The following is a 13927-nucleotide window of genomic DNA, read 5'->3' as shown; positions in this document are numbered from 1 at the left end:
GCCGTGACCAGCGACGAGTTCTTCACGGCGCCGGCCACGACACGCCGCAAGCAGCGCCGCGGCCCGGGGCACTACGCCGCCCGCGCCGGTCTGGTGCTGCTCGCGCTGGCGGTGCTCGCCCTGCCGTTCTACGCCGCGACCCAGTACTACCTGTACCAGAAGTACGTCAGCACCCAGGTGGACACCGCCTCGGCGCAGCTGACCGCCGCCCACACCGGCGGCTGGAACGCGCAGATCAAGAGTCTGCCCGCGACCTCGGCACCGGTCGTGCTGGCCTACCACGACATCGGCTACAACAAGAGCGACTACGTCGTCTCCCCGAAGGCCTTCGAGGCCCAGATGGCCGCCCTGGAGCAGGCCGGGTACCGCAGCCTGACCACCGACGAGTTCGTCGACTACCTCAAAGGCGGCCCGGCACCGCCGCGTTCGGTGTACATCACCTTCGACGACGGCCCCAACGGCCTGTGGGTGTACGGCGACCGGATCCTCGCCCGGCACCACATGCACGGCACCGTCTTCCTGATCACCGGCCGGGCCGACCAGCGCCCGTACTACCTGTCCTGGCAGGAGATCCGGCGCATGGCCGACTCGGGCCGCTGGGACTTCCAGGACCACACCCACGACCTGCACCGGCGGGGTGTCGTGGACGCCGCCGGGCACACCGCCTCCATGCTGGCCAACCGGCTGTGGCTCAAGGAGGAGAACCGGCTGGAGACACCGCAGGAGTACGAGGACCGGGTCACCGCCGACCTCAAGCGGTCCTTCGCGGACTTCGCCGGCAACGGGCTGCCCAGGCCGAAGGTGTTCGCCTTCCCGTTCTCGGAAGCGACCGAGAAGGTCAACCTCCCCATGCCGGGACTGACGCTGCAGCAGGTGATGAACCGCTACTTCGCGGCGACGCTGACCAACGACTCGCCCCGGCCGCTCACGGCCAGCCGACGTGCCGCCTCGGCGCGCGTGGTGCAGCGACTGGAAGTGGTCAACTCGAGTAGGCTGGACGGCCTGATGTCCGACATCGCCCACTGGACACAGGTGGCCCCCGCCGACAGTGCCCCGCTGTCGCACCCGGCGCAGTGGAAGCGCGACGACAGCACCGGCCAGACGGGTATCGGCGCGCTCACCGGCGACGCGCCCCGGCCCTCCGGCAGCGCACACTACGTGGCCGCGGACTACCGGGACATGAGCAGCGCCGACTGGACCGGCTACCAGGTCGACGCCACGGTCTCCGGCCTCGGTGACGGCACCAACCAGGGCGGCGTCCAGGTCCGGCACGGCAGCCTGGAACCGGTGGACGTCAGCGTCAGCCAGGGTTCCCTCGTGCTCTCCGTGAACGGCAAGCACGTGGGCGAGGCCAGGCTCATCGCGTCCACCTCCCACCGCCTGCGCGTGACGGTCAGGGGGCAGACCACCACCGTCCAGGTCGACGGCACGGCCACCCTGCACCACACCTCCCGCCTCGCCGCGGCCGACATCACCGGCGGCATCGGCATCCGGGTCGGCATCAACCGGACCCGAGCCACCTGGCCGAAGTTCACGGCCCTGTCCGTCAAGGAGCTCGCCGGCGCCTTCGGCGGTTCCGGCGGCGCGCAGCAGAGCGTCGCCGGGGCCGACCTGATGAACCCCGCCACCCAGTGGCTCAGTGCCCCCGGCGTCAAGGCGCCGTTCCGCATCTCCCGCACCGCGATCGAGCCCACCGGCCGCACCCTCTCCGCGTACGGCGCCTACCAGCCTGAGCGGACCCAGGGCTGGACCGGCTACACCGTCACCGGCACCGTCCAGCGGCTGTCCGGCGCCGGGGTGAGCGGCGCGATCTGGGTGCGGGTGGGCAGCCCGCTGGCCATCAGCGTGCAGGTGGGCCGCGACCAGCTGCACGTCTACTCCGGCGACGCGGACAACCAGCGGCTCGTCGGAGCCAGGCCGCTCACCGCGGCGGACTCCCACCGGCTCTCGGTGACCGTGACCGGCGCCTCGACGGTCATCAGCGTGGACGGCTCCCCGCGCATGACCCTCATGGCCAGGTCGGAGACCGGAGGCGTGGCCTACTCCGCCTACCGGGACATGACCCGGCACTCCTGGCCCGCCGTCGCCGACCTCAAGGTGACCCCACGGGTGAGCTCGTGACGGACGGTCCGGACCCCGGTCGCCCCCGGGCGGCCGGCGGTCCGCGGGTTTCCCGGCGCGCCCTGCTGGCCGGCGCCCTCGCCGCCGGTGCCACGGCCGCCACGGCCGGGGCGGTCGCCGTGGTGCGCGGATCCGGGCGGCACGCGGTGGCCGCCTTCGCGCCGGAGTTCACCGGCGGAGGGCTGGTGACGAACGAGTACGCCTACCGGCACCCGCACGCCGCCGGCGCGCGCCGCTCGAAGGACTGGGTGGTCACCAGCGGTTCGCTGTTCGCCACGCGCGGCGCGGGCTGGACCGGGGTGCCGGACACGGGCTTCACCGGCCCGGACTCCGCCGAGACCACCGACTCCGCCGTCTTCCGCCTGGTCACGAGGCGCCGGGATTTCGACGCGGTCGAGGTGACCACCCGGGTCCGGCTGAGGCCGCCCGTGACCACGCCCCGCACCCCCGCCCAGGACTGGGACGGCGGCCACGTCTGGCTGCGCTATCACAGCCCGCAGGAGCTGTACGCGCTCAGCTTCCGGCGCCGCGACGGCACCGTGGTGATCAAGCGCAAGGTCCCCGCCGCCGATGCCTCGGCCGTCGAGGGCGGCGACTACGCGACCCTGGCCGAGGCCCGCCACGCCGTCCCCTACGGCAGCTGGCACCAGGTCACCGCGTCCGCCGTGAACCATCTCGGCGGGGTCCGGCTGGAGCTGGCGATCGACGGCACGACCGTGCTGAGGGCCGACGACCGCACCCCCGGCGGGCTGTGGACACCGGGCGGGGTGGGCATCCGGGCGGACAACTCGGAGCTGTTCTTCCGCGGCTTCCGCGCGAGCGGCGACGTGCGCTAGGCGCCCTCCTTCAGCACCTTCGTGATCAACTCCCGCTGTTCCCCGGTGAGTCGGGGATCGGCCGCGTACACCGTGCGGCCGTCCACCGTGATCTCGTACCGGAAGCCGTCCGGGACGCCGGCCGGCGGGGTGCCCCGGCCGGACGCGAGGACGCGTTCGGCCAGGGCGTGCCACGCGGGGGCGTCGGGCCGGGCCGAGGTGTCCACCTCGGCCCGGCGCTCGATGCCCGCGAACCCGCCCGTGCGCCTCACCTGAATCCGCATGGGCTCAGTGTCGCAGCACTACAGCGTCCGCACCCCGACCTGTTCCCACGCCTTCTGCACGGCCTGGAGCTCGTCCCCGGTGCCGTACCGTGCCCGCGCCGCCTTCACCGTCAGCGTGGCGAAGTCGGTGAACTGCGCGCCGCTCTTGAGGTCGCCGCCGGTGAGCACGTCGTACCAGATCTGTCCGGCCCGCTCCCAGGCGTTGCCGCCGATGGCCGTGGCGACCAGGTAGAAGGCGTGGTTGGGGATGCCCGAGTTGATGTGCACGCCGCCGTTGTCGCGGCCGGTGCGGACGTAGTGGTCCATGGTCGCCGGCTGCGGATCCTTGCCCAGGTTCGGGTCGTCGTACGCCGTGCCCGGGGCCTTCATCGAGCGCAGCGCGGTGCCGTGGACGTGCGGAGCGAGCAGGCCCGCGCCGATCAGCCAGTCGGCCTCGGCGGCGGTCTGGCCGAGGGTGTACTGCTTGATCAGCGAGCCGAAGACATCCGAGACCGACTCGTTGAGCGCGCCGGACTGGCCGAAGTACTCCAGGTTCGCGGTGTGCTGGGTGACGCCGTGGGTCAGCTCGTGGCCGATGACGTCGACGGGGATGGTGAAGTCGAGGAAGATCTCGCCGTCGCCGTCGCCGAACACCATCTGCTCGCCGTTCCAGAAGGCGTTGTCGTAGTTCTGGTCGTAGTGGACGGTGGCGTCCAGCGGCAGCCCGTTGTCGTCGATGGAGTGCCGGCCGTATGCCTTCAGATACAGCTCGAAGGTGGCGCCGAGGCCCGCGTAGGCGCGGTTGACGGTGGCGTCCGAGACCGGGTCGGAGCCCTCCGCGCGGATCTGCGTGCCGGGCAGGTCCTGGGTGTGGTGGGCGTCGTAGATCGTGCGGTGCGGCTGGTCGGCGGCGGTGCCCGCGGGCGCGGCGACGGAGGGCGCACCGATGACCGTGGTCAGGCGGCGCTTGGTGCGCTGGTAGGCGTCGTGCTCCAGGGACCGGCGGGCCGGGCCGGAGAGCGCGGGGTCCTCGGCCTGGGCGAGCCTGTCGAGGACGTGCGGCGGCACGATCGTGCAGAAGACGGGCTCGAAGCCCCCGTTGGTCGTCATGCCCCGCACCATCGCACTGCGTGACACTGATGTCACTACTGGCCACCATGATTGGTGAAAAACCGGGACAGGGGACGCCACGCTCCGTGACAATGTGGTACGGCGCACTTTTTGTCCCTTTTGCCGCCCGGGTCCCGCATACTGAAACGCGTCCCCGAGTCCGGGGCGGCTCGGATAGGCTGCGACGCATCATGCGTTTCGGGCTGCTTCTTCTTAGCTGCCGCGGCGAGGGCCTGTAGTCACAAGGCCGACTCCCTCCCCGCGGAGCTCTGGCGTTGCGTCGTCGGCCGTCCACCCCGGACATCCGGATCCTGCGAACATCCGGACACCCTGAGGAGCCCACGCATCATGGCCAACCGCCAGCAGCCCAGTTCCATGCCGATCCACAAGTACGGCCGCTACGAACAGGTGGACATCCCGGACCGCACCTGGCCCGAGCAGCGGATCACCGCCGCCCCCCGCTGGCTCTCCACCGACCTGCGCGACGGCAACCAGGCCCTGATCGACCCCATGTCGCCCGAGCGCAAGCGCCGGATGTTCGACCAGCTGGTGAAGATGGGCTACAAGGAGATCGAGGTCGGCTTCCCCGCCTCCGGCCAGACCGACTTCGACTTCGTGCGCTCCATCATCGAGGAAGAGGGCGCGATCCCGGACGACGTCACGATCTCCGTACTGACCCAGGCCCGCGAGGACCTGATCGAGCGGACCGTGGAGTCCCTGAAGGGCGCCAAGCGGGCCACCGTCCACCTGTACAACGCGACGGCTCCCGTGTTCCGCCGGGTGGTCTTCCGCGGCTCCAAGGACGACATCAAGCAGATCGCGGTGGACGGCACCCGTCTCGTCATGGAGTACGCCGAGAAGCTGCTGGGCCCGGAGACCGAGTTCGGCTACCAGTACAGCCCGGAGATCTTCACCGACACCGAGCTGGACTTCGCGCTGGAGGTCTGCGAGGCGGTCATGGACGTCTGGCAGCCCGGTCCCGGCCGCGAGATCATCCTCAACCTGCCCGCCACCGTGGAGCGTTCGACCCCGTCCACGCACGCGGACCGCTTCGAGTGGATGCACCGCAACCTCTCCCGCCGCGAGCACATCTGCCTGTCCGTCCACCCGCACAACGACCGCGGTACGGCGGTGGCGGCGGCCGAGCTGGCCCTGATGGCCGGCGCCGACCGCGTCGAGGGCTGCCTGTTCGGGCAGGGCGAGCGCACCGGCAACGTCGACCTGGTCACCCTGGGCATGAACCTGTTCTCCCAGGGCGTCGACCCGCAGATCGACTTCTCCGACATCGACGAGATCCGTCGTACGTGGGAGTACTGCAACCAGATGGAGGTCCACCCGCGCCACCCGTACGTGGGCGACCTGGTCTACACGTCCTTCTCCGGCTCCCACCAGGACGCCATCAAGAAGGGCTTCGACGCCATGGAGGCCGACGCGGCGGCCCGCGGGGTCACGGTCGACGACCTCGAGTGGGCGGTGCCGTACCTGCCGATCGACCCCAAGGACGTCGGCCGCTCCTACGAGGCCGTCATCCGGGTCAACTCCCAGTCCGGCAAGGGCGGTATCTCCTACGTCCTGAAGAACGACCACAAGCTGGACCTGCCGCGCCGGATGCAGATCGAGTTCTCCAGGCTCATCCAGGCCAAGACAGACGCCGAGGGCGGCGAGATCACGCCGAAGGAGATCTGGGCGGTCTTCCAGGACGAGTACCTGCCGAACCCGGACAACCCCTGGGGCCGCATCCAGGTCCGGACGGGCCAGTCGACGACGGACACCGACGGGGTCGACACCCTGACGGTCGAGGCGACGGTGGACGGCGAGGACACGGTCCTGACCGGTACCGGCAACGGTCCGATCTCGGCCTTCTTCGACGCCCTGGAGTCCATCGGCATCGACGTACGCCTGCTGGACTACCAGGAGCACACGATGAGCGAGGGCGCCTCCGCGCAGGCCGCCTCCTACATCGAATGCGCGATCGACGGCAAGGTCCTGTGGGGGATCGGCATCGACGCGAACACGACGCGTGCATCGCTGAAGGCGGTCGTCTCGGCCGTCAACCGCGCGGCCCGCTGACCGCGCTGACCGGGAGTTTCGGGGCCCCGGCCGCCGTATACGGCGGCCGGGGCCCCGGCTGTTATCGGCCATGGGGCCGGTGAGGTCACAGAAAGGTCTCTTACGGGGTACTGACTCAGCCTTGGTGATGTGGCTAACATCACGCCAGCGCGGCGATGTTGCCGCGTCGTTACGGAGGTGCGACGTGCTGCCAGTACGGGGACGAGACGGCCGTGCCACCGGGGCTGCGCACATCCTGCGCGTCCGCACCGCGTGGACACCGGTCGGGGACGGCGAGTTCTACTGCCCCGGCTGCGGAGGCGACCGCAACTACCAGCGGCTCACCGGCCGCCGCCGACTCACCCTGCTCGGTGTGCCCCTGCTGCCGCGCGGCACCGCGGGCCCGGTCGTGGAGTGCGCCGCCTGCCGCCACCACTACGGCACCGACGTCCTCGACCATCCCACCACCCGCCGCTTCTCCGCGATGCTCCGCGACGCCGTGCACACCGTCGCCCTCGCCGTGCTCGCCGCGGGCGGCACCTCCTCTCGTACGGCCCTGGAGACGGCCGCCGGCGCCGTGCGCGCGGCCGGTTTCGACGGCTGCACGGAGGAACAGCTGGCCGCCCTGGTCGACGCGCTCGCCGCCGACACCGGCCGGGTCCTCGGCGCCGAGTGCGGCACCAGCCTGACCATAGAGCTCCACGAGGCCCTGGACCCGCTCGCCCCGCACCTCGCGCCCGCCGGCCGCGAGTCCCTCCTCCTCCAGGCCGCCCGCATCGCCCTCGCCGACGGCCCCTACACCCCCGCCGAACGCGACGCCCTCACCACGGTGGGCGCGGCCCTCACCATCTGCGCCCCCGACGTGACCCGCCTCCTGGCAGCGGCGCGCACGCCGTCCTGACGCCAGCGGGGGCCCTGGCGCGCCGCGGCCCGTACACCCGAGCCGAACGCGGTGCCCTCACCACGGTGGGCGCGGCCCTCACCATCTGCACCCCCGACGTGACCCGCCTCCTGGCAGCGGCGCGCACGCCATCCTGACGGGGGGCCCGTGAAGCCGGGGGGCGCGCTGCACGCGGGGCCGTAAGGCGGGCGTGGCCATGGTGTGCGGGCGGTGTGGGTCCGTGGTGCCTCGGCGTGCGGTGTTGGGGTGCGCGGGGCGCAGGGCGTGCGGCGCTGGTATGTGCGGGCGGTACTCCCCGGGGAGTAACCGGGCCGCCCAGTCACCCCGTGCAGTACCGCCGAACTCGCTCCCGCGTCCGACGATCGTCGCCCCTTTCGCCGGAAGTCTGGAAGCCGTGTCCAGACATCCACTGCGGAGGGGAGGCCCGATTTCCATGGGGGCCGCGAAAACACGGAGGAGCCGGGCGCTGCCCTGGCTGGTGCTCGGACTGTGGGCGGTGCTGCTGGCCGTCGTCGGACCGTTCGCCGCCAAGCTGGGCGACGTCCAGCACGACCGGGCCACCGACTACCTGCCGGCGTCCGCCGACTCCACCCGGGTCGCCAAGCTGGAAGACCGGCTGCCCGGCGGCGAGACCACCGGGCTGGTCCTCGTCTACCACCGGCCGGCCGGTCTCACCGCCGCCGACCGGACCACGGCACAGGCCCAGGTTGCCGAGATCGGCAGGCGGCACCAGCTGACCGGGGGCACCCCGCACGGCATCCCGTCCGCCGACGGCACCACCCTCATGTACCCCGTCACCAGCAACGAGCCCGGCACGGACGAGAACAAGGGGAACACCTTCGTCGACGACGTCCGCCAAGTCGCCCACGGCCAGGGCGGGTTGGCCGTGCGCGTCGGCGGTCCCGCCGCCCTCGCCACCGACGCCTCCGGCGTGTACGCCTCGCTCGGCGGCCCCCTGCTCTACACCACGGTCGCCGTCGTCGCGATCCTGCTCATCCTCATCTACCGCAGCCCCCTGCTGTGGCTGGTCCCGCTCGTCGTCGCCGGCCTCTCCGACTTCCTCGCCCGCGCCGCCGCCTACGGCCTCAACCAGGCCTTCGGCACCACCGTCTCCGGCCAGAGCGCCGGCATCATGACCATCCTCGTCTTCGGCGCCGGCACCGACTACGCCCTGCTCCTCGTCTCCCGCCACCGCGAGGAGCTACGGCGCCACGAGCGCCCGTACGACGCGATGCGCGCCGCCCTGCGCGGCTGTGGGCCCGCCGTCCTCGCCTCCTCCGGCACGGTCGCCGCCGGTCTGCTCTGCCTGCTCGCCGCCGACCTCAACTCCAGCCGGGGCATGGGCCCGCTCGGCACGGTCGGCGTGCTGTGCGCGCTCGCCGCGATGCTCACCCTGCTCCCCGCCGTCCTCGTCCTGCTCGGCCGCCCCGTCTTCTGGCCGCTCGTCCCGGCGTACGGCAGCGAGCCCAAGGTCCGCCGGTCCCTGTTCGCGGCGATGGGCTCCTCCGCCGGGCGCCGCCCGCTGACCGTCCTCGCCTCCGGCGCCGTCCTGCTCGGCGCGCTCGCGCTGGGCACCCTGAACCTGCCCGGCGCGATCAAGCAACTGGACACCTTCGTGGACCGGCCCGAGTCCGTGACCGCCATGGAAACCGTCGCCAAGGCCTACCCGGAGCGGTCCGCGCAGCCCATCGAGATCATGACCCCGGCCCGGCGGGCCGACGCCACCCTCGCCGCCGTCAAGGGCACCGAGGGAGTGGCGGACGCCCGCGAGGTCCGTACCGGCGGAGGCTGGACCGAGATCACCGTGACCGCCTCCGCCCCGCCCCAGTCCGCCGCCGAGACCGCCACCATCGAGGCGCTCCGGCACCGGCTGCCCGGCTCCCACGTCGGCGGGCCCAGCGCCCAGCAACTCGACCTGAAGGACACAAGCGCCCGCGACCGCCTGGTGGTCGTCCCGATCGTGCTCCTGTCCGTGCTGCTGATCCTGGTCGTCCTGCTGCGCTCCCTGGTCGCACCGCTGCTTCTCGTCGCCGCCGTCGTCGCCGTGTGGGGCGCCGCCCTCGGCCTCGGCGGGCTCGTCTTCGGGCCCCTGTTCGGCTTCCCCGGCACCGACCCCGGCCTCGGCCTGCTGTCCTTCGTCTTCCTGGTCGCCCTCGGCGTCGACTACGGCATCTTCCTGATGCACCGGATGCGGGAGGAATCGATCAAGGGCGCCGAACCGGCGGCAGCCGCCCTCACCGCCCTGCGCACCACCGGCGGGGTCATCGCCTCCGCCGGACTGGTGCTCGCGGCCACCTTCGCGGTGCTGACCAACATGGGCCTGGTGCCGCTGGTCGAGCTGGGCTTCGTCATCGCCGTCGGCGTCCTGCTGGACACCTTCCTCGTCCGCACCTACCTGGTGACCAGCGCGAGCGTGGCGCTCGGGCGCAGGGTGTGGTGGCCGGGCCGGCTGTCCCGCCCGGCGCCGGACGCCGACCGCACGCCGGAGCCGGTGAGCGCGTAGCGGAAGATGAATCCCGTGCAGGCAACCGTCACGAACCCCGTGCAGGCAACCATCACCGCGTCCCGGCCCGGCCGGACCCTCGCGGCCCTGGATCCCCTGCGGCAGGACGCCCTCCTGGCCGCCGCGCTCGCCGCGCTCGCCTCCGCCATCGCCGTCACCGTCGGCAGCGGCCGGCACCCGGACGCGCTCGGCTGGGCCCTGCTGCTCGGCCTGCACGTGCCGCTGGCCTGGCGCCGACGGGCCCCGCTCACCGTGCTGGCGGTCATGATCACGCTGATCGCGACCTACCACCAGCTGGACTACAACCACTCGGCGCCCACCGCCGCCTCGATGGTCGTCCTCTACACGGTGGCGGTGACCCACGGCCCCCGGCGCACGGCCTTCATCGGCGCCGCCGTCGTCACGCTGATGCTGCTCCTGAAGATCCGTCACGGCATGGCCGGGGTCCAGGTGAGCTTCCAGATCACCGGCTGGATCGTCTCCATGCTCGTCCTCGGCGGCTACCTCCGCGTCCACCGGGAGAACGCCGCCGCGGCCGTGGAACGCGCCGAACGCGCCGAACGCACCCGCGAGGAGGAGGCCCGCCGCCGGGTCGCCGAGGAACGCCTGCGCATCGCCCGCGACCTGCACGACCTGCTCGCCCACACCATCACCCTCATCGGAGTGCAGACCTCGGTCGCCGCGCACGTCCTGGCGGCCGACCCCGAGCGCCTGGACCGCACGGCCGTCGCGAAGGCCCTCGACGACATCGCCGAGACCTGCCGCACGGCCCGCGGAGAACTCCGTACGACCCTGGAGGTGCTGCGCGACCCCGGCGCCCCGGACGCCCGCGGCCCGCTGCCCGGCCTCGACGGCCTCGCCGAACTGGCGAAGTCGGCGGGGGCCCGGGTGGAGCTGGCCGTGCGCGCCGACGGGGTACCGCCCGCCGTCGGCGCCGCCGCCTACCGGATCGTGCAGGAGGCGCTCACCAACGCGGTACGGCACGGCGGCCGGGCCGACCTGACCGTGCGCGTGGGCGTGCACCACGAGGAGGGCGGCCTGCGCGTGCGGGTCACCGACGACGGGCTGGGCGACGCCGGTGACGGTCCGCCCGGGTTCGGGCTCGTCGGGATGCGGGAGCGGGCCCGCAGCGTCGGCGGCACGGTCGACGCCGGACCGCGGGCCGACGGCCGGGGCTTCGAGGTGAGCGCCGTACTGCCGCTGGGACCGGGGGAGCGGAGATGATCCGGGTACTGCTCGCCGACGACCAGACCCTGGTGCGGGCCGCATTCGCGATGCTCGTGGAGTCGGCGCCGGACATGGCGGTCGTCGGGCAGGCCGGCACCGGGCGCGAGGCCGTCGACCTGGCCCGCGCCGAGCGCGCCGACGTCGTCCTGATGGACATCCGCATGCCCGGTCTGGACGGCATCGAGGCGACCCGGCTGATCGCCGCCGACGAGGACCTCGCCGGGGTCAGGGTCCTGGTGCTCACCACCTACGACACCGACGAGCACGTGGTGGAGGCGCTGCGCGCCGGTGCCTCCGGATTCCTGGTGAAGGACACCCGTCCGGCCGACCTCCTCGACGCGATCCGCACGGTCGCGGCGGGCGAGGCACTGCTCTCGCCGGGGCCCACGGCACGCCTGATCGAGCGGTTCCTGCGCAGCCCTTCGGCGCCCGTGACCGGTGGCCCCGAGTGCCTTTCGGACCGGGAGCGGGAGGTGCTGACCCTGGTCGCGCGCGGCCTCAACAATGCCGAGATCGCCGAGGTATTGGGCCTCAGCCCGCTCACCGCCAAGACCCATGTCAGCCGGATCATGGGCAAGCTCGGCGCCCGGGACCGGGCCCAGCTGGTGATCGTCGGCTACGAGTCAGGACTGGTGATTCCGGGGAGCATGGGTGGGTGACACCGAAGAGCCGCACCCTGTTCACCGCCCTGGCGCTCCTCACCTCGCTCACCGCCGGCCTGCCCGCCCACCCCGCAGCGGCGCGGGCGCTGCCCGGCTGCGTCTCCTCGGTGCCGTACGTCGCCGGCCGCGGCGGCTACGCCGCCTACCGGATCCCCGCGATCGTGCAGACCGGGCATGGCACCGTGCTGGCCTTCGCCGAGGGGCGGCGGGACGGCGTCGGTGACACCGGTGACATCGATATCGTCCTGCGCCGCTCCACCGACGGCGGCTGCACCTGGGGCCCGCTGACGGTCGTGACCGCCGGACACGGGGACACCCGGGGCAACCCGGCGCCGGTCGTGGACCCGCTCACCGGTGCCGTCGTCCTGGTGACCTGCGCCAACAGCGGGAAGGCGGCGGAGGAGCAGATCCGGCGCGGGGTGGGGGAACGCCGGGTGTTCGTGCAGCACAGCTGGGACGACGGCCGGCACTTCACACCTCCGGCGGACATCACGGCCCAGGTGAAGCGGCCCGGCTGGCGTTGGTACGCCACCGGTCCCGGCCACGCCGTCGCCCTCACCCGGGGCCCGCACGCCGGCCGTCTGCTCGTCCCCGCCAACCACACCGTCGCCGCGCCCGCCACGTCCTTGGGCCCCGGCTCCCGGTACGACGGCGGGCACGCACTCTACAGCGACGACGGCGGCCGCACCTGGCGGCTCGGCTTCGTGACCGAAGCCCACGACGGCGTGACCAACGTCAACGAGACGACTGCCACCCAACTCCCGGACGGCAGGCTCTACTTCAACGCCCGCGATCAGTACGGCACCGCCCCCGGCAACCGCCTCGACACCTACTCCGGCGACGGCGGCACCACCCTGGACCGCCCCTACGCCGCCCAGCCCACCCTGACCGACGTACCGGTCGTCCAGGGCAGCGTCCTCCAGCTCCAAGGCCGTCAAGCCCCGTTGCTGTTCTCGGCCCCGTCCGTACCGACCGCCCGCCGCGCCCTGGCACTCTGGTCCAGCACGGACAGCGGCCGCACCTTCACCAGGCTCCGCACCCTCTCGGACCGCCCGGCCGCCTACTCCGACCTGGTCCAGCTCGGGCGCGACACGGTCGGCGTCCTGTATGAAACGGGCACCATCCACAGCTACGACACCGTGGAGTTCCGCAGACTGACCCTGCCCTGAGGCCCTGTCGTCAAATTCCCGCCTGCTCGGCGGCGTCTGGCACGCACGCTTGCCGCGTTGCCGAACCGCCCACGTGGCTCCGCCACGAGGGCGCTCCGCGCCTTGCGATCGCACGCACCAGACGCCGCCGAGCCCACCCTGCGGGCGGACGACGGGAATTTGACGACAGGGCCAAGGCCCTAGAGAAGTCCGGCCGCCGCCAAGAACTTCCCGACCCGCTCGGCCTCCTCGCCCGACAGCGGCACCTGCGGCTCGGCCGTCACCGGGCAGTCGATGACGCCCCGCAGATGCAGTGCGGCCTTGAACGCGCCCAGGGCCGACGAGCTGCCGCCCATCCGCGCCGGGTCCCCGACCGTGACCATCCCGAACAGCGCGCACAGCCGCTCCTGCTCCACCCGCGCCCCCTCCCAGTCCCCGGCACGGCACATCCGGTACAGCCGGACGTACCCGTGCGGGTCGACGTTGGCCAGCCCGGGCACCGCGCCGTCGGCACCCAGCGCCAGCGCGGAGTCCACGATCAGCTCCGAGCCGGTCAGCACGCTGAACCCGGGGTGCACACGGGCGCCCGTGGCGATCTCGCGGAAGGCGGCCAGGTCCCCGCTGGAGTCCTTGATCCCGGCCAGCACCCGGTCGGCGGCGAGACCCAGCACCACGTCGGCGGGGAGCTTGGTGTGCACGGCGCCGGGAATGTCGTAGGCGATGACCGGCACCTCGGACGCGGCGGCGATCCTGCGGTAGTGGTGGACGATCTCGGAGCGGTGGGTGCGGGCGTAGAAGGGCGCGGTGACGACCACCGCCTCCGCTCCGGCCGCCGTCACCGCCGAGACGTGGTCCAGGACGCGCGGCGTGGTCATGTCGATGGCGCCGGCCAGGACCGGCAGCTGACCGCCCACATGGGCCACGACCGCCTCCACGACCTGCCTGCGCTGCCGGTCCGTGAGGAACGCCGCCTCGGAGGTGGACCCGAGCAGGAACAGTCCGTGCACCCCTCCCTCCACCAGATGGTCGACCAGACCGAGCAGCGAGGGCACGTCCACCTCGCGCTCCGGCGTCAGGGGCGTGCAGACGGGCGGGACGACACCGGTGAGCGGGGTGGGGAAGGGCATG

General features: G+C 72.6%; 11 protein-coding genes. 8 read left to right on the top strand and 3 right to left on the bottom strand.

The annotated features are described in order from the left end of the window. The first annotated feature begins 3 nt into the window (after positions 1–3). Together ACFYOH_RS07575 and ACFYOH_RS07570 are read left to right on the top strand one after the other, a co-directional pair. A complete protein-coding gene (locus ACFYOH_RS07575) occupies positions 4–2121 on the top strand; it encodes a polysaccharide deacetylase family protein (protein WP_388622157.1) in 2118 nt (705 codons plus the stop codon). Then, on the top strand, positions 2118–2957 hold the full coding sequence (locus ACFYOH_RS07570; protein ID WP_388622155.1) for a hypothetical protein: 840 nt from the start codon (positions 2118–2120) through the stop codon (positions 2955–2957). Before ACFYOH_RS07575 ends, ACFYOH_RS07570 begins: the two co-directional genes overlap by 4 nt. Here ACFYOH_RS07570 and ACFYOH_RS07565 read toward each other — a convergent pair. Beyond that, on the bottom strand, positions 2954–3220 hold the full coding sequence (locus ACFYOH_RS07565) for a protealysin inhibitor emfourin (RefSeq protein WP_388622153.1): 267 nt from the start codon (positions 3218–3220) through the stop codon (positions 2954–2956). The genes ACFYOH_RS07570 and ACFYOH_RS07565 overlap by 4 nt on opposite strands. Positions 3221–3238: 18 nt before the next feature. After that, the gene (locus tag ACFYOH_RS07560; protein ID WP_388622151.1) at positions 3239–4309 is read right to left on the bottom strand and encodes a M4 family metallopeptidase; all 1071 of its coding nucleotides are present in this window, start codon (positions 4307–4309) and stop codon (positions 3239–3241) included. A 348-nt stretch (positions 4310–4657) separates the two neighbouring features. Between ACFYOH_RS07560 and leuA the strand changes: the two genes are divergently transcribed. From leuA to ACFYOH_RS07530, 6 genes are all read left to right on the top strand, one after another. Continuing rightward, a complete protein-coding gene (gene leuA, locus ACFYOH_RS07555; protein WP_388622149.1) occupies positions 4658–6379 on the top strand; it encodes a 2-isopropylmalate synthase in 1722 nt (573 codons plus the stop codon). Positions 6380–6563: 184 nt separating this feature from the next. After that, a complete protein-coding gene (locus tag ACFYOH_RS07550) occupies positions 6564–7259 on the top strand; it encodes a TerB family tellurite resistance protein (protein ID WP_388622147.1) in 696 nt (231 codons plus the stop codon). 433 nt (positions 7260–7692) lie between these two features. Then, positions 7693–9762, top strand: coding sequence for an MMPL family transporter (locus tag ACFYOH_RS07545; protein ID WP_388622145.1), 2070 nt, complete (start codon positions 7693–7695; stop codon positions 9760–9762). 15 nt (positions 9763–9777) lie between these two features. Beyond that, positions 9778–10986: a sensor histidine kinase gene (locus ACFYOH_RS07540; RefSeq protein WP_388622143.1), complete on the top strand. Its 1209-nt coding sequence runs from the start codon at positions 9778–9780 to the stop codon at positions 10984–10986. After that, positions 10983–11648 carry a response regulator gene (locus ACFYOH_RS07535; protein ID WP_388622141.1) on the top strand — a complete coding sequence of 222 codons (666 nt, stop codon included), beginning with the start codon at positions 10983–10985 and terminating at the stop codon, positions 11646–11648. Before ACFYOH_RS07540 ends, ACFYOH_RS07535 begins: the two co-directional genes overlap by 4 nt. Beyond that, positions 11645–12820 (top strand): exo-alpha-sialidase, encoded by a 1176-nt coding sequence (locus tag ACFYOH_RS07530; RefSeq protein ID WP_388622139.1) that lies wholly within the window; start codon positions 11645–11647, stop codon positions 12818–12820. The genes ACFYOH_RS07535 and ACFYOH_RS07530 overlap by 4 nt, the downstream gene beginning before the upstream one ends. 179 nt (positions 12821–12999) lie before the next feature. Here ACFYOH_RS07530 and ACFYOH_RS07525 read toward each other — a convergent pair whose 3' ends face one another. Further along, positions 13000–13926 (bottom strand): dihydrodipicolinate synthase family protein, encoded by a 927-nt coding sequence (locus ACFYOH_RS07525; protein WP_388622138.1) that lies wholly within the window; start codon positions 13924–13926, stop codon positions 13000–13002. Position 13927: the final 1 nt, after the last annotated feature.

The organism is Streptomyces sp. NPDC007856 (assembly GCF_042868225.1).
Lineage (GTDB): Bacteria > Actinomycetota > Actinomycetes > Streptomycetales > Streptomycetaceae > Streptomyces.
This window is presented reverse-complemented; position numbering and strand designations above follow the sequence as displayed.